This is a genomic window from uncultured Streptococcus sp. (genome assembly GCF_963528215.1).
GTDB lineage: Bacteria > Bacillota > Bacilli > Lactobacillales > Streptococcaceae > Streptococcus.
Genome location: NZ_CAURVL010000012.1, coordinates 16,696 through 32,323 on the forward strand (window position 1 = coordinate 16,696; position 15,628 = coordinate 32,323).

Annotated in this window: 16 protein-coding genes; all 16 read right to left on the reverse strand. The window is 45.5% G+C overall.

Going from position 1 to position 15,628, the window contains the following annotated elements; translation table 11 throughout:
* Positions 1 to 6: 6 nt before the first annotated feature.
* Complete coding sequence (locus tag RWS24_RS06370) at positions 7 to 702, reverse strand: GNAT family protein (RefSeq protein ID WP_314366168.1); 696 nt, start codon at positions 700 to 702, stop codon at positions 7 to 9.
* 7 nt (positions 703 to 709) lie between these two features.
* Positions 710 to 1,030, reverse strand: coding sequence for a V-type ATP synthase subunit F (locus tag RWS24_RS06375; RefSeq protein ID WP_002894448.1), 321 nt, complete (start codon positions 1,028 to 1,030; stop codon positions 710 to 712).
* On the reverse strand, positions 1,017 to 2,030 hold the full coding sequence (locus RWS24_RS06380) for a V-type ATPase subunit (RefSeq protein ID WP_314366171.1): 1,014 nt from the start codon (positions 2,028 to 2,030) through the stop codon (positions 1,017 to 1,019). Before RWS24_RS06380 ends, RWS24_RS06375 begins: the two co-directional genes overlap by 14 nt.
* A 10-nt stretch (positions 2,031 to 2,040) precedes the next feature.
* The gene (locus RWS24_RS06385) at positions 2,041 to 2,631 is read right to left on the reverse strand and encodes a hypothetical protein (RefSeq protein WP_314366173.1); all 591 of its coding nucleotides are present in this window, start codon (positions 2,629 to 2,631) and stop codon (positions 2,041 to 2,043) included.
* 10 nt (positions 2,632 to 2,641) lie between these two features.
* The gene (locus RWS24_RS06390) at positions 2,642 to 3,121 is read right to left on the reverse strand and encodes a V-type ATP synthase subunit K (protein ID WP_002898768.1); all 480 of its coding nucleotides are present in this window, start codon (positions 3,119 to 3,121) and stop codon (positions 2,642 to 2,644) included.
* Between the two features lie 130 nt (positions 3,122 to 3,251).
* The gene (locus RWS24_RS06395) at positions 3,252 to 5,207 is read right to left on the reverse strand and encodes a V-type ATP synthase subunit I (protein ID WP_314366176.1); all 1,956 of its coding nucleotides are present in this window, start codon (positions 5,205 to 5,207) and stop codon (positions 3,252 to 3,254) included.
* Positions 5,197 to 5,520: a hypothetical protein gene (locus RWS24_RS06400; RefSeq protein ID WP_161543990.1), complete on the reverse strand. Its 324-nt coding sequence runs from the start codon at positions 5,518 to 5,520 to the stop codon at positions 5,197 to 5,199. Before RWS24_RS06400 ends, RWS24_RS06395 begins: the two co-directional genes overlap by 11 nt.
* Before the next feature lie 150 nt (positions 5,521 to 5,670).
* Positions 5,671 to 6,567 carry an ROK family protein gene (locus RWS24_RS06405; protein WP_314366179.1) on the reverse strand — a complete coding sequence of 299 codons (897 nt, stop codon included), beginning with the start codon at positions 6,565 to 6,567 and terminating at the stop codon, positions 5,671 to 5,673.
* Positions 6,564 to 7,406 carry a MurR/RpiR family transcriptional regulator gene (locus RWS24_RS06410; protein ID WP_314366180.1) on the reverse strand — a complete coding sequence of 281 codons (843 nt, stop codon included), beginning with the start codon at positions 7,404 to 7,406 and terminating at the stop codon, positions 6,564 to 6,566. Before RWS24_RS06410 ends, RWS24_RS06405 begins: the two co-directional genes overlap by 4 nt.
* 169 nt (positions 7,407 to 7,575) lie before the next feature.
* Positions 7,576 to 8,028 (reverse strand): YhcH/YjgK/YiaL family protein, encoded by a 453-nt coding sequence (locus tag RWS24_RS06415; protein WP_125445499.1) that lies wholly within the window; start codon positions 8,026 to 8,028, stop codon positions 7,576 to 7,578.
* Positions 8,028 to 9,566, reverse strand: a complete 1,539-nt coding sequence (locus RWS24_RS06420; protein ID WP_314366182.1) for a sodium:solute symporter — start codon at positions 9,564 to 9,566, stop codon at positions 8,028 to 8,030. The genes RWS24_RS06415 and RWS24_RS06420 overlap by 1 nt, the downstream gene beginning before the upstream one ends.
* A gap of 84 nt (positions 9,567 to 9,650) precedes the next feature.
* Positions 9,651 to 10,568 carry a dihydrodipicolinate synthase family protein gene (locus RWS24_RS06425; RefSeq protein ID WP_314366183.1) on the reverse strand — a complete coding sequence of 306 codons (918 nt, stop codon included), beginning with the start codon at positions 10,566 to 10,568 and terminating at the stop codon, positions 9,651 to 9,653.
* Positions 10,569 to 10,582: 14 nt separating this feature from the next.
* Positions 10,583 to 11,284, reverse strand: a complete 702-nt coding sequence (locus RWS24_RS06430; protein WP_314366185.1) for an N-acetylmannosamine-6-phosphate 2-epimerase — start codon at positions 11,282 to 11,284, stop codon at positions 10,583 to 10,585.
* Positions 11,285 to 11,428: 144 nt separating this feature from the next.
* The gene (locus RWS24_RS06435) at positions 11,429 to 11,716 is read right to left on the reverse strand and encodes an acetylxylan esterase (RefSeq protein ID WP_314366186.1); all 288 of its coding nucleotides are present in this window, start codon (positions 11,714 to 11,716) and stop codon (positions 11,429 to 11,431) included.
* Between the two features lie 115 nt (positions 11,717 to 11,831).
* The gene (locus RWS24_RS06440) at positions 11,832 to 12,512 is read right to left on the reverse strand and encodes a DUF6796 family protein (protein ID WP_314366188.1); all 681 of its coding nucleotides are present in this window, start codon (positions 12,510 to 12,512) and stop codon (positions 11,832 to 11,834) included.
* Positions 12,513 to 12,780: 268 nt separating this feature from the next.
* Entirely contained in the window at positions 12,781 to 15,435 is a 2,655-nt protein-coding gene (gene adhE, locus RWS24_RS06445) for a bifunctional acetaldehyde-CoA/alcohol dehydrogenase (protein ID WP_002901984.1), read from the reverse strand.
* Between the last annotated feature and the right edge of the window lie 193 nt (positions 15,436 to 15,628).

The following is a 15,628-nucleotide window of genomic DNA, read 5'->3' on the forward strand; positions in this document are numbered from 1 at the left end:
TTTATTTTAAAAATCAGATAAGGCTTTTATTTGCTGACCCTTTTCGTCGAAATTGTCTGGGCTTAGCCATTTTTCTAGACGGCTCTTGACGGCCGGCCAATCCTTGTCAATCATGGACAGCCAGTCAGTATCTCGGTTGCGCCCCTTATATACAACAGCCTGACGAAACCTACCCTCATAGGTGAAACCAAGCCGCTCTGCTGCCCGCCTTGACAGCTGATTAAGGGCATCGCATTTCCATTCATAGCGGCGATACTCCAGCTCTTCAAAGACATAGCGTGCCAGCAAGTACTGAGCTTCAGTAGCCAGTCTGGTGCGCTTCAGCTCGGGCGAATAGGTCACAGCTCCCACTTCGATAACGCGGTTATTTCGGTCAATCCTCATCAAGGCAAAAGTTCCTAGAGCCTTACCGCTCTCCTTGTCCACAATGGCATAGTGAAAACGATCCTGTGCTGCCAGCATCTGATCTAGCAGCTGAGACCATTCTTCCTGATTTTGGACAGGAGTTTGAAAGAGATAGGTCCACATATCTGCAGGAGAATCGGGGCCATACACTTCATACAAATCCGCTCCATGATTGTCCTTGGACAAACGCTCGATAATAACATACTGGCCTTCGATTCGCTCCAGGTTGGGCAAGTCCCCCGGCTGAAAATCCGACAGAGCATCCCCAATGGGCTGACCTAGTTCATTCATTCGCATAAAAACCTCACAATATATCCTGTCCGACAGCCTTTTCGACATTTTCATGAATCCGCGAAAGAGCCAGACCCGTGCTCCCCTTATGGGTAGGAATGAGCACAAGAGCAGGAATCTCCAGCTGGTCATAGTAGGCCAGAGTTTCTGGAATATCCGCAGCCATATCCTCCGTCAGATAGATAATGCCGAAATCTTCACGGGCGAGCCGACGCAGGGTATTGACCGTCTCCTGAGCTTCTTTCACTGGAAAGGTCTGAAAACCAATCAGCTTAAATGGGAGAATGGTGTCGCGATTCCCCACGACCGCAATCTTGTAGCTAGTCTTGTCCATAAATCGGTCGCATCCTTTCTCTGATAAGCTCTACGGGCAGCTGATTGTCCATACCGGTCAAAATCAGCCGCAGATTCTTGACTTCCAGCTCCTTGCCCAACAGATAGCGGGCCAGAGGGAGCGGGCCATCTGTCTCAAACTGACCAGCCGCCAGCAACTTAGCCTGCAAGAGGTCCGCTAGATATTCTAACTCTACTGTCGTCAAGGTCTGGTTCCGCATTTTCTCCTCATAGGAGCGCAGTTCCAGATCGTAACCACAGGGATTGATCTGGCTAAACCAAGTCAAGAAATCTCCCTGCTCTACCATGGCAATCCAGTTGTCAGCAGAAAGGCTTCCCTCATCAGACAAGAGCTGCCTCATAAAGCTGCGCGGTTTGTCCAAGACAACAGCCCGCTTGACGGTGATGGCATTGTAAAAATCAATAGTCAGATTCACCAGCTGCAGCAGATGGTCATCTTCCAATTCCTGTGTCAGGCGCTTGAGATGCTGGAAATAAGCCATGTCCATGCCAACCTCCAGCACGCGCACATCCTGATAATCCTGGTATTCCTGCCAGGTCGCAAGCACCTCGTCTAGCATGAAATCTGGACAATACTCAGCCGAAAAGGCCATAACTAGGTGCTCTAAAACCTCCAGCGAATAGGTCCCCACCGGCATCAGCAAATGCTCCAGGGACTGACCTGTCGCCCGACCCTTGAGAAAAACTTTGAGATTGTGGTAGGTATAGCGGAGCGTGAAAATCTCCACTAACTCCTTACTTGGACTGATCTCAAGCGCCCAATTATAAACGGAATACAAATGCTTCATCAGTACTTGCTCAATCGCATTGAGATCCTTAATCGCTTCAGCATCCATGGCATAGACCGTTCCCTGCAGAAGAGCCGAACGGCTGACAGGATCGTCAGCCTGCAGCAACTGATCATATTGCTGGGGTGTCAAAAAGGAAGCCTCTTGCACACTAATGGCTGTATTGACTTGAGAGAAGTTTTTTTCACTCATGGTCCGCCTCCTATTCTGCCTGGTCTTTGAAAATATCCTGAGCCAGACGGTAGCTTTCCTCCTGCCAGACAGAGTTCAGCAAGTCGCGATAGAGATAACTATCATCCACCCGTCCTTGGCTCAGCACAAAGCCTGCTTGATTGGCTATAAACTGGTCTGAAAAATGCACTTGCGGAAAGACCTTTTTCAAGTCTTCTAACTTGATGGAGTTAAATTTCTCAGATGATAGAGCACCGAAAGTCAGTGTCAATTCTTCCTCTGGGTATTTAGCCAGGACACTCTTCAGAAAATGCTCCTCTTCAGCTGGTGACCAAGCCGCCATCTGAGCATAGGCTTCCTCAAAAAGCTCTCTGAGAACCCGCTGCTTGATGACCAGAGTAGACTGGCGCTTTTGATTTTCCAACTGCTGAATTTCACGCTGACTGCACCGGCTGATTTCTTTCAGCTGCTGCTCCCGCTGTCCAAGCTTTTGCCGAACCAACTGGGCCTCACGTTCCTTGGCTTCCTGTTCTATTTTCTCAGTAGCTTCGGCCAAAAGCAAACGCCCCTTTTCGTGAGCCTGCTCCAAGACAGAAGCTTTGAGATCTGATATGTCAGACATAAAAGCCTCCTTACTTCACATTCAGAACCATGATGAAGGAAACAACGAAGGCCAAGATGGCGTAGGTTTCAACCATGGCCGCTAGGATAACCCCTTTCATGACCTCTTCCGGACGCTTGGCTAAAATCTGAATACCAGCTGTCGCTACTCGACCTTGGTGCTTGGCTGAAAAGTAGCCTACGATGGCAACTGGCAAAGCGGCTAGGAAATAAGCCACGCCTGATTGCAGAGCCAATTCTGGCTTGATATTAAAGAAGACGGTAATCCCGATAACAAAGCCATAGAGACCTTGGGTACCTGGCAAAAGCTGCAGAATCAGAGCTTGAGCAAACTTTTCCGGCTGTTCTTTCAAGAGAGCTGCCGCTGCCTGACCAGTGCTTCCAACACCCAGAGCTGAGCCCATTCCGCTGAGAAAGACCGCCAAAGCTACTCCCAGACCTGCAAAAAAGGCGCCGCCGTATGTTCCAAAATATGATGCTAAATGTTCCATGATTTACTCCTATGAAAATGCTGTAATCATCGTAAAATCAACAGCTAGTTGAATGAATGATACTTGTTTTGATGTTGCAGAAAGTGTTTTTTAAGATGAACTTCTCATCTCTTACCCTAGTTCCTAATCTTTATTTCTTGCTTTGCTGAACGTATTTCTCACTAGGCTTAAGCGGAGTGAAAGGCTTGCCACCGCCGTCGTAGAATTTTCCAAAGAATTCCACGAAAATCAAACGCGCTCCGTGCACATAGCCGGACAGAAAAGATAGAAACATATTGACCAAATGCAGGGCAATAAAGAGCAGAATGCCAATGCTAAAGCGAGCGACAGGTGGAAAGAGGCTGACAATCAAGTTAAAGGCCGAGCCAATGCTGGCTCCCGAAAGCCCCAGAGCCATCAGCCGCGTAAAGCTGACAAGATCTCCCACATAACCGCTGACATTGTAAAGATTAAAGAGACCTGACCCCAGCCCTGCCAAACTCTTAGCACTGACAATGGATACTGCCAATACGCCAAGTGCATTGATGACGGCTAGCCATTGACCAATCGTTGCCGCAAAGGACAAGGATGGGAAGAAATTTCCTAGGGCCAAGAGTAGCAGCCCCAGCAAAATCAGCACCCAAGCAAAGCCTGCATTATAAGCTTCTGCATAATCCTTGAGGCGGATATTTTTCAGACCGCTGAGGAAAAGGCCCGCCAGTACTGTAATGAAGCCGAAGACGACCGAAATGACCAGAATCGTCATGGCGTCAGAGCTGGTACTAATCAGAGCAAAGGGCAGTTCAAAGCCAAAGAAAGAGCCATAAACCAGTCCCCAGATGATAACTGCTACGCCCAGCAAGCGGAAGAATCGCAGATTCTTAGCCAGTCCCGGCTTGACATGCAAGAAGTGCAGCGCCAGGCTGGTGCCCACAAAGAGTAAGAGGCCGTAGCCAATGTCGGCAACCATCATGCCAAAGAATACAAAATAAAATAGGGAAACGACAGGGGTTGGATCCTTGTCACCATATTTAGGCAAGGAATACATCTCCGTCACTAGCTCGAAAGGCTCCACTAAGACATTGTTTTTTAGCTTGGTCGGAACCTTATCTTCCTCGTCCTGTCGAATCTCTCTGGTCTGGATGAGAATGCTCTGACCAAACTGCTCTGTTAAGCATTCCTCAAGAGCTTGAACTTGATTGCTTTCGATCCAGCCTTCCAAAGCCGCCAGATTTTGCGTGCTGGCTAACTGGTTCTTACTTTCTTGGCGGGAAGAGAGATTGCAGAGATAGTCCAGCTGAACCTTGAGCTGATCCAACTCGTTCTTAGAAGCTGCCAGACTCTTGGTCATAGCATCTGCCACCGCCTCCTGCTGTCGAATATTGGCTTTGAGCTGGGCTACCCGCTCAGCAGGCAGTTCCGCATGGTCATACTCAAAAGGCTTAAAGCCATACTCTTTCAAGATTTTGCGAACTTCTTCCAGAGAGCCTGTCTTGTAAAAAATAAGAACCCCCTGCTCCGTATCATCGGTAAAGACTTCCTGAAATTTCAGGTCAGGATGTGCTCCGAGAGTCAGGCGCAGAGCATCGTCATCTGTATTGGGAATCGTCCCAATCAACGCTCCCAGATGACTGAAAGTCGCAGCTGCTTGCGGTGTTAGCTCCAGCTGCTCCCACTTCTCCAGCGCAGCCACTTCCAAGCGGTCAGCTTCTATCTGATCCTTGGCCTCTTGCAAGACCTTGAGCTGCTTGCTGATTCCTTCTAACAGCGCAATCTCATCCCGGGCTTTCCCTGCCTGCTCCAAAGCAGTAAAGGACAACTCTAAAGGCTCTTCTTTTAAGGATTCCAGCAGTTTCTTTTTGGGCATAAAGGGCTCCAGCTCTTCAATCAGTCTCTCGAGCTTTTCTTGGCGTCTGAGCAAATCCTGCTGAGATAGCTGCCGATCTGGTCGACCGACTAAAGCCTGCTCAAAGGCTGCCTGCCAGTCCTCTTCCTGCCGCAGGTCATGAATCTGAACCGACTCTAAGCCCTGTAGGTAAAAGAGAAGCTGGTCTAGCAGTTCCTTGGGCAGAAGCAGAGACAACTGCCGCATTTGACTAATGGCCATAGGCTTCTACCACCTTCTCTACAATGGCTCGCGCCAAGTCTGCTTTTTTGTCCGTCAAAGCAGCCGCAACCTTGTCCTCATTTTGCTGGGTTGTCTGCTCCAAGTCTTGCTGCAGGAGCACCAACTGTTGCTGGGAAGTCGCAGTTAATTCCTCTGCCAGCTTCTGCGTTTCAGCGTCATAAGTCAGACCTAGCTGCCTGAGATTTTCATCTACTTGCTGTCGCAGCTCCTGAGTCTGCGTCCTGTAGCCCATCAAAACTTCTTCTGCAGCAGTTTCAATTTCCTGCATTTTTTCAAGTGTTTCATTGGCCATCTATTCACCCCCTCGTTTTCAAAAACCTTCGAAAACGGATTTTAAAATCTGCATTCCTGGCTAACTAGCCAACCTTCTGGCAAGTCATCTTCTGGAGTACAGCTTCGTACTTGCATAAATTATATCACATTCTTTCTGAAAACAGTTTTTTCAAACAGAGTTTTTCTCCTGATTCAGAAAATGTCGAACAGCGCCTAATCGTCCGGCTTCATTCCCTAGGGCTGCTGCCACTAAGTTTTTAGGCAAAAAGCGCGGATCTACTACTTGCTGCTTCATCAGACTTTCAAGACGTGGCAGAATAAGCTCAGATCTAGCTAATATGCCGCCACCAACAATCAACACCTCTGGATTTAGAATATAGGACAGGGTTAAGAGACCTTTAGCTAGGCGACCCAAGAATATATCAAGTGTTTCCTGCGCCAGCTTATCTCCTTGATCTACCTCTGCAAAAAAGCTACGCCCAGTATGGCCTTGCTCGCCTGTCTTTTGGCTGTATAATGCTAACAAGGCAGTTGTTGAGGCCAGGGATTGCCAGTCCTGTCCATCTTCCATGGGCAGATAGCCTACCTCACCAGCAGTATAAGTAGATCCATTGACAATCTTTCCATTATTGATAATGCCGCCGCCAATGCCTGTACCGACAGTAATCATAACTGCAGAAGCATGACCTTTGGCAGCACCTAGCCAAGCCTCACCCAGAGCAGCACAATTAACGTCATTTTCAATCGCAATCGGTAAACCAAATTCTTTTAAAATCCGACTACGGAAATCCGTCCCAATATAGCCTGGAATGGTATAGCCAGCGTAACTGATTTTCCCAGACTGGCTGTCAACTACACCAGCAGATGAAATCGCCACTCCATCTAGCTCAAACTTCTCCTTATAAAATGCTATTAGCTGGCAAACCTGTTCTAAAATCTGATTCGTTTTCTTTTCAAAGTCGATCTCAGTGGCAACTTCTCGAAATTGATTTAGACTACGTCCGTCAGACTGATAGAGATCTGCTTTAATCGTTGTCCCACCGATATCTATTCCCACAATATTCACGATTCATGCTCCTTCTCTTCTTGATTTTCTTCTAAAGCTGAAAGTGTATTTGTAAAGATTTGGCTGCGATGATCCCGGTCTAAATCCATATAATAGGCATAGAAAATGTCCATCACGACTAAAACCGGAAACTGAGGAGAGATATTATTGCCCTGTGCTAAGTGCTTCTTGACAGCTACTAGGACCAGTTCATCACACTGCTGCCTCAAATCGTCGCTGTTATTGGAAGTTACCAGCACAGTCTTGGCTCCGACTTTTTTTGCATTCTGGATCGCCTGCGTGATAATTTTAGTCTCACCAGATATGGAAATGCCAATAACCAGACAGTCCGGATCCAGCATGACTCTATTCACCCGAATCATATGGTCGTCCGTAATGGCCTTACAAACCATTCCCAACCGCATGAACCGAAACTCCATTTCCCGAGCCACTAAGCCTGAACTCCCCTGTCCGTAGATATAGACTCGACCAGCATTGTTGAGCATATCCCCCACGCGCAGGAACTGTTCTTCATCAATCAAGGAAAAAGTCTTATTAAGCAATTCGCCATAATCAGACAAGACATTTCTCGTCAAATCCCGACTGACGTTTTTACTTTCTGAACTGGATTCCTGAAATTCAAAGATAAACTGCCGATAGCCTGAAAAGCCACATTTTTTGGCGAAGCGAGTCAGAGAAGGCACAGAGACATAGAGCTTCTGAGACACCGCCTGAGCCGATAGATCAGCTGTCAGTGCCTCATCAGACAGAAAATAATCTGCAATCTTCTTTTCCAGGTGTGTCAGACTACCATATACAGACTCAATCACTGGCAAAATGTTTTTTTCCAAAGAAATCATCAGACATTTTCCTCCTGCAACTATTTTCTTTATTCTACCACTTTCTCAAAAGTAATTCCAACCCTTCCTTGCTAGAATTCTCTAGCAGAAAATAAAGTTCAAAACTGACTAAAAAAGCTGGGGCAGCATGTTAAGAACAATCCGTCTTTCTCATCCCGCCCGCAGCCTTTTATACAATTTTTACTTTAAAGACAACCTTACGGATGGGGCCGGCTTCTTCAGCTATCAGTCCAGTCTTATGGGCGTCATTAGGATCCAGCAAGAGCAGGTTGCCAGGAGTGAATACCAAGTCAAACAAAGCTTGGCCGGACATCTGCTGCCAGTCTCCTTCCGCATCATAATCCCCTTCTTCCATATTGGACAAAAAGTTATAGTGGATGCGCTCCCGTCCTTCAAAAATCAGATGCACATCGTAAAATTCCCTATGACTTTCCCAGACCCGTTCATCTTCGGTCGTGGTCGTCATTTCAATGACATTGTAAAAGAAATCATCAGACACAGGGTGATTGCCCTTTTCATCTTGGCTGACATCATGTGTCTGTAAAAATTCTAAGACTTTTTTTAAGGCAGGATGCTGAATGTCTCTCTCAACAGCTGCTCCTTTATATTGAACTAGTTCCATTAGTGCCGTACCTCCCAGGATTTATCTGCATGAATGCTTGCAATATCGTAAACTGTTGTATTCTCTGGCGCAGCCTTGCCGCCAGTTAAGACGGAAACCACATAGCCTACAATCAAGGAAACAACAATTGAAATCAATGAATAAGCCCAGATACTAACCGCTTCTGCTGGCAGAGCGTACTTGATGACTAGCAGAACAATACTGGAAGCAATCATAGCTGCATAAGCTCCCTTGAGGTTGGCACGCTTGGTGAAGATTCCCAGAATAAAGATTCCTCCCAAGACACCTAGCACCAAGCCCATAAAGCCATTAAACCAAACATAGGCCGATGTAATACCTGTATGAGCCATCACGATTGAAACTACTGTGGAGAAGACTCCTACACCTAGAGAAACATATTGAGCAATTTTAGTCCGTTTCTTGTCGTCCAGATTGCTGGACACAACATCTTGAATATCCAGAGTCCAAGAAGTCGCTACAGAATTAAGACCCGTAGAAATAGTAGATTGAGCCGCTGCGTAAATTGCCGCAATCAGAACACCGGTCACTCCAACTGGAAGACCATAGGCGATAAAGTAAGTGAAGATCTGGTCTTGAGGAATAGAGCTACCCTCAGTGCCTGGATGCTGTACTTGATAATAGACATATAAGCCTGTACCAATCAGATAAAAGACAGAGGCGATAAAGATTGACAAAACTCCATTCGTAAACATCATTTTATTGAGTTTCTTCACATTCTGAGTTGTCGTAAAGCGCTGAACGATATCTTGCGAGGATACATAAGAGGACAGGGTATTGATACCAGATCCCAAGATAATCAGGAAAATAGAATCTTTCAGCAAGTTAGGATTGAAAATAGTTTCTTTTCCTGAGATAAATTTACCGCTGGCCAGCTCACTAGCAATATCGCCAAAGCCACCCTTGAGATTAGCAATCAGGAAGAAAAGTCCCACAACTGTACCAATCAAGAGTACTGAACCTTGGATAAAGTCTGTCCACAGAACTGACTTGACTCCACCGGTATAAGAGTAAACAATGGCTATCGCACCCATCGCAATGATCAAGATGTTGACATCAATCTTCGTTAGAGTAGCCAGAGCTACTGAAGGTAGATACATAATGATGGACATGCGGCCGATTTGATAGATGATGAAGAAGACAGCTGACAAAGCCCGCAAGGCCTTAGAGCCAAAACGTTTTTGCAGGTAGTCATAAGCTGTATCAATATCCAGACGTGCATAAATCGGCAAGAAGAAACGAATAGCCACTGGAATGGCAAAAATCATACCCAGCTGGGCAAACCAAAGCAGCCAAGTCCCTGCATAAGAGTTCCCCGCCAGTGTCATAAAGGAAATCGGACTTAGCAATGTAGCAAAAATGGAAACAGATGTTACATACCAAGGCACCGTTCCATCACCTTTGAAGAACTCTTTACCCTGCATCTCTTTTTTCGAGAAGAGCAAACCTGCTACCAGAACAACTAGTAAATACACAATCAGAATAATCATATCGATTGTAGTAAAACCAACATTTCCCATAGAATTTCTCCATTATTATTCATCATCAGAGCCTAGGGTGGACAGGTTTAGCCCGCCCTATACTCTGGTGTCACACTCTTTATATTACAAGAAGTCTTCTCTTACCTGCTTAATCATAGCAGCTGCTTCTTTGGCAATCGCATAGTCTCCCTCAGATAGAGGCTCTAACGGTGCTCGCACAGATCCGATATCCAAGTCCTCATTGAGACGAAGAATTTCTTTCATAACAGCATAGAGATTTGCTCGACCGCTGACCATCTTGTAAATCACACTATTAATCGCATGTTGCAGTTCTTTAGCACGATCCAGATCTTTGTCAATGATGAGCTGGTTGAGCTTGAGGAAGAGGTCTGGCATCACAGCATAGGTTCCGCCAATTCCGGCCTTAGCACCAATGACCCGACCGCTGATAAACTGTTCATCTGGACCATTAAAGACGATGTGATCATCCCCACCTTCTGCGACAAAGATTTGAATGTCTTGAGTCGGCATAGAAGAGTTTTTAACCCCAATAACTCGTGGATTTTTACGCATTTCTGCATAGAGTGCTGGTGTCAGGGTCGTTCCAGACAGCTGCGGAATATTGTAGATGACAAAGTCAGTATTCGGAGCTGCTGCACTCATATCGTTCCAGTACTTAGCGATAGAATAGTCCGGCAAACGGAAGTAAATAGGAGGAATAGCAGCGATGGCATCAACACCCAAACTTTCAGAATGCTTAGCCAGTTCCACACTGTCCTTAGTGTTGTTGCAAGCTACATGAGCGATAACTGTCAGTTTGCCCTTAGCCACTTGCATGACATTTTCCAAAATTAATTTCCGGTCTGCTACACTGAGGTAAATACACTCACCAGAAGAACCATTAACATAGACACCCTTAACTCCCTTATCAATAAAGTACTGAGTCAAAGCACGAACACGTTCTGGGCTTACCTCTCCTGCTTCATCATAACAAGCATAAAAAGCTGGAATGACACCTTCATATTTTTCTAATCTTGACATATTCTTCCTCTTTTCTATTCTTTCGTTGCGTCTGCAAACTTCCTTGTAATCAGCTGCGGCCGTGTAATGGCAGATCCTACTACCACACTAAAGGCTCCTAGCTCTAGAACCCTTTTCACCTTTTCAGGACTATCAATATTCCCCTCAGCAATCAGAGGGTGCTGAATCTCAGCTAAAGCTTTTCGGATGATTTCAAAGTCATTAGCTTCAATCTTATCTCCCTCGCTCTGATTAGTGTAGCCTACCAAGGTTGTTCCGATAAAATCAAATCCCATTCGATCAGCTTCCAGCATCTCGTCAAGAGTTGAACAATCAGCCATCAAAAGCTGCTGAGGATATTTTTCTTTGACTTTCTGGAAAAATGTTTTCAAACTCTCTCCTTGAGGTCTGCTGGAATTTGTCGCATCTAAAGCGATAATCTCCGGACGGGCTTCCATCAGCTCATCTACTTCTATCATAGTTGGTGTAATAAAAGCTTGGGCATCTGGATAATCTCTCTTGATAATCCCAATAACTGGCAAATCCACCGCTTCTTTAATAGCCTTGATGTCTATAACCGAGTTAGCCCGAATTCCGCTAGCACCTCCTTCTTTGGCCGCCACTGCCATACGAGCCATGATAAAGTCGCTATGTAATGGTTCGTTTGGTAGAGCCTGACACGACACAATCAACTTATGTCTCAACTCTTCCATTTGATTCCTATCCTCCTTACTCATTTATTGTAAGTCTTTACATTTATTATCTTAACATTTATTGCAATTAGTTTCAATATGATTTTACTTTTAGAAAGTACTTTCTTTTCGGGTATTACTTTTTTCATCTCAGTTTGAAACTTATACAGACGAATATAGCTAAAATATTTATTTTTTCCGTGACTGTTCCAACATTTTTCTACAACTAAAAAGAACTAGGCGAATGCCTAGTCCCAGGGGGAAGCAGTTTTGTAGACTTCCAGCCTGAAAGAATAAAAACCTCTCAGACCGTATGCTAAACAAGCTTGTTTTAAAGCTCATATCTGGAGATAGGTCAGTAGCATACCAATGAGCAGCCACCACCATAGCTTTTTCCCAAAAGGTATCAAAATCGTCGGGCATTTCATCTCTTCCGCGATAATGTAACATTTCTTTAAGTAAAGTAGGGTTTTTCATGTCTTATCCTCCCAACGATTCTTGAAACCTCTTTCATCATACCATAGAAAGAAGAAATATTCAATAGGTCAATATATAGATTTTCTGTTTTTCTGAAATTTTACCGATTCACTGCCTAAGAAGCTATATGAAGCAGGAGCAGTAAATAGAACAAACTAAATCCTATGTTTAAGCCTGCTCCGTTAAGGTAGGGGCGTCCGATTCTCAGCTTTTCTACCAGTAAGATAGTCAACAGACTGAGCGGTAAAGGAGTCAGCAGCCCCAGATAAGCAGGCAATATTGTCTGACCGGTAACTATTAGCAGTGAGTAAACGAGCCAGCCTAGACCTGTCAGAGCGATAGCTGTCCGCCAGGTTATATCTAGAAAGAGCACTGCTTCATTGATAAGCCCGCTATCTTCGTCTGAGCAGACCTGTCCGTTGCTTCTTTTATAAGCCTTTTTGCTGATGATCCCAACGTAGTAAAAGGCCACGTGTGCCACCGGCGACAGGGCAAATCCAATTCCTAACAAGGCTATTGACAGATAGGCCCACAAGCCCTTATTTGTCAAACCAAAGAGAGCATAAAGCGAGACTAACATAAGAGGGATTGAGAAGTTAGCCACCAGAGCGCCCAGACGCAGCCGACCGACAGAGCCGGATAGCATCAGCATAGCTAGATTCTTATTGCCAATCCGACTCTGCTCCGTAAAAGAGGCATAACTTTCCTTGTCTACCTCAAAGCCAACCAGCAGAATATCCCCCAATAACCAGCAAAGACCACTCAACAACCCAGCCCATAAAGATAAAAAAATCACATTGGTCTCCTTTTTTCCATTGTCCCCTTATCTTAGCACAAAAGCTCACTCAATCACAAGTAGTCAGAAGGTTTACGTCTTTGTACCCCAGCAAGTTCCTTTCGTTAAGAGGCCTAGCGCTTACGTCGCTCCGCTCCTCAGCAACCATGTCTCTAAGCTCAGCTTCGACCAACGGTCTTGCCTCGCTAAGACACATAGAAATATCCCCCACCAAAGGGCAGGGGATGACCGACAAACTGTCTTATTTTTAATTGGGGAAGCTGCTCGCTTATTTGCGGCGTCCTGGGCGTTCCTTGTAGCCATAGTAAGCGTCTTCGATGATTTCCTGCATGTGGTCAACCATTGGAAGGCGTGGGTTAGCTGGAGAACATTGGTCTTCATAGGCAAGGAAGGCCAATTCGCGTGAATGTTCTTTCCATTCTTTTTCGTCAATACCTTGAGCCTTGAAGTTCATTTCGATACCGACACGTTCTCCCAGTTCATAAACAGCTTTTGCGTAAGATTCAACCCCTTCTTCCGGAGTAGAAGCTGGGAGTCCAAGCATGCGTGCGATATCTTGGTATTTCTCATCCGCACGGTAGTAGTTGTACTTAGGCCATGTCGCTGTCTTAGCTGGACGTGTACCGTTGTAGCGGATTACGTATGGCAGCAAGATCGCATTTGTACGACCATGGATCGTATGGAACTGAGCACCAATCTTATGAGCCATAGAGTGGGAAATTCCCAGGAAGGCATTGGCAAAGGCCATACCAGCAATAGTAGAGGCATTGTGCATCTTTTCGCGAGAATGGAAATCAGCATTCTTAACAGAGCTTTCCAGGTTTTCAAAGACTAGTTTGATAGCTTGGAGAGCCAAACCATCTGTAAAGTCGCTGGCCATCTGAGAGACATAAGCTTCTGTTGCGTGAGTCAGCACGTCCATACCAGTGTCTGCTGCGACAAATCCTGGAACAGTCAGTACCAGAGCTGGGTCTACGATGGCTACAGTTGGAGTCAGAGAGTAGTCAGCGATTGGGTACTTGCGGTTGTTAGCCTTGTCAGAAATAACGGCAAACGGTGTCACTTCTGAACCCGTACCAGATGTGGTTGGGATTGCGATAAACTTAGTCTTCTTACCAAGCAATGGGAATTTGAAGGCACGTTTACGGATATCCATGAATTTTTGAACAAGGTCACGGAAGTCCACTTCTGGTTGCTCATAGAAGAGCCACATTACTTTAGCTGCGTCCATTGGTGAACCACCACCAAGCGCGATGATTGTATCAGGTTTGAAGGTACGCATAATCTCTGTACCACGTTCAACTGTTGTGATATCTGGATCTGGCTCTACGTCTGCAAAGATTTGGTAAACAACCTTATTCCGACGAAGATCAAGTTGTTCGATGATACGATCTAGGAAACCAAGTTCTACCATAGCATGGTCTGTAACGATCATGACACGTTCCACATCGCGACATTTTTGCAGGTATTGGATAGAGTCACGCTCGAAGTAAGTTTTTGAAGGGAGTTTCATCCATTGCATATTATTTCTACGTCTTCCTACTTTTTTGATGTTCAAGAGATTCACAGCACTAACGTTATCACCCACTGAGTTGCGACCATAAGAGCCACAGCCCAGAGTCAGTGATGGCAGGAAGGCATTATAAACATCACCGATACCGCCGAAAGTAGAAGGTGAGTTGCAAATAACACGGATAGCACGGACAGCTTTACCAAATTCCTTGGTCAACTCTTCGTCCGCTGTATGGATAGCAGCTGAGTGACCAAGACCATGGAATTCTACCATTTGACGGGCCTTTTCAACACCGTCTTCACGGGATTCGGACTTGAGAACAGCGATGACAGGTGACAATTTTTCACGTGTCAACGGCTCTTTTTCCCCAACTTCTTTACACTCTGCGGCCAAGATATTCGTGTCTTCTGGCACGCTGAAGCCTGCCTGCTCTGCAATCCAAGTAGCTGGCTTACCAACGATATCCGGATTGAGCTTAGCACCAGCACAGTTCTTGCTGTTTGCCTTAGCACCGAAGCAGAATTCTTCCAAGAGAGCTTTTTCTTTCTTATTGACAAAGTAAGTATGGTAAGATTTGAACTCTTCTACAAATTCATCATAAACTTCCTTATCAATGATAACCGCTTGCTCAGAAGCACAGACCATACCATTGTCAAAGGACTTAGACATAACGATATCGTGCGCTGCTTGACGGATATTAGCGGATTTTTCAACATAAGCTGGTACGTTTCCGGCACCAACCCCAAGAGCTGGCTTACCACATGAGTAAGCTGCCTTCACCATTGCATTACCACCTGTCGCAAGGATAGTCGCAATCCCTTCGTGGTTCATAAGTGCAGAAGTTGCTTCCATCGATGGCGCTGTAATCCACTGTACACAGTTTTCAGGCGCACCTGCTGCAATCGCTGCATCACGCACGATTTGCGCTGCATGGGCAGATGATTCTTGAGCAGATGGGTGGAAAGCAAAGATAATCGGATTACGAGTCTTCAAGGAAATCAAAGATTTGAAAATCGCTGTTGAAGTCGGGTTGGTAGTCGGTGTGATACCGCAGACAACACCCACTGGCTCCGCAATCAGGGTCAAACCAGTTACATCATCTTCTTCAATAACGCCAACAGTCTTCGTGTGGCGCATATTATTCACAACGTGCTCACAGGCGAAAAGGTTTTTCGTTGCCTTGTCTTCAAAAACTCCGCGGCCTGTTTCTTCATAAGCGTGCAGGGCCAACTCACCGTGAGCGTCCAAAGCTGCTACAGAGGCCTTGGCTACAATGTAGTCCACCTGTTCCTGATTCAGCTTTCTCATTTCCTCTAGTGCAACCAGACCCTTTTGCACCAATTCATCGACATGCTTTTGTGCTGCCAAAGCCTTGTCTTCTTGTTCTACCGTTTTCTTCTTTTCAGCCATTCTATTCCTCCAATGGTTTTGCCTTAGGTTAGACGAAGAACACTAACCTTTGTTAAATATTTCACAATTTAATTATAACCTATTTAATGATTTTTGTAAACACTTTCACTTAACATTCACAAACTTTTTCCTGTTATTTTGTGAATGTTATACAATAAGCGCTTATTTATCAGATTATTTTTGTCTAATTTGT

What these genes read in the sequence shown, in the direction of transcription:
- RWS24_RS06400 (WP_161543990.1), bottom strand. Translation starts at nt 5,520, where the DNA reads ATGGCCAATGAAACACTTGAAAAAATGCAGGAAATTGAAACTGCTGCA.
- RWS24_RS06375 (WP_002894448.1), bottom strand. Translation starts at nt 1,030, where the DNA reads ATGGACAAGACTAGCTACAAGATTGCGGTCGTGGGGAATCGCGACACC.
- RWS24_RS06435 (WP_314366186.1), bottom strand. Translation starts at nt 11,716, where the DNA reads ATGAAAAACCCTACTTTACTTAAAGAAATGTTACATTATCGCGGAAGA.
- adhE (WP_002901984.1), bottom strand. Translation starts at nt 15,435, where the DNA reads ATGGCTGAAAAGAAGAAAACGGTAGAACAAGAAGACAAGGCTTTGGCA.
- RWS24_RS06385 (WP_314366173.1), bottom strand. Translation starts at nt 2,631, where the DNA reads ATGTCTGACATATCAGATCTCAAAGCTTCTGTCTTGGAGCAGGCTCAC.
- RWS24_RS06425 (WP_314366183.1), bottom strand. Translation starts at nt 10,568, where the DNA reads ATGTCAAGATTAGAAAAATATGAAGGTGTCATTCCAGCTTTTTATGCT.
- RWS24_RS06395 (WP_314366176.1), bottom strand. Translation starts at nt 5,207, where the DNA reads ATGGCCATTAGTCAAATGCGGCAGTTGTCTCTGCTTCTGCCCAAGGAA.
- RWS24_RS06380 (WP_314366171.1), bottom strand. Translation starts at nt 2,030, where the DNA reads ATGAGTGAAAAAAACTTCTCTCAAGTCAATACAGCCATTAGTGTGCAA.
- RWS24_RS06370 (WP_314366168.1), bottom strand. Translation starts at nt 702, where the DNA reads ATGCGAATGAATGAACTAGGTCAGCCCATTGGGGATGCTCTGTCGGAT.
- RWS24_RS06410 (WP_314366180.1), bottom strand. Translation starts at nt 7,406, where the DNA reads ATGATTTCTTTGGAAAAAAACATTTTGCCAGTGATTGAGTCTGTATAT.
- RWS24_RS06430 (WP_314366185.1), bottom strand. Translation starts at nt 11,284, where the DNA reads ATGAGTAAGGAGGATAGGAATCAAATGGAAGAGTTGAGACATAAGTTG.
- RWS24_RS06390 (WP_002898768.1), bottom strand. Translation starts at nt 3,121, where the DNA reads ATGGAACATTTAGCATCATATTTTGGAACATACGGCGGCGCCTTTTTT.
- RWS24_RS06415 (WP_125445499.1), bottom strand. Translation starts at nt 8,028, where the DNA reads ATGGAACTAGTTCAATATAAAGGAGCAGCTGTTGAGAGAGACATTCAG.
- RWS24_RS06420 (WP_314366182.1), bottom strand. Translation starts at nt 9,566, where the DNA reads ATGGGAAATGTTGGTTTTACTACAATCGATATGATTATTCTGATTGTG.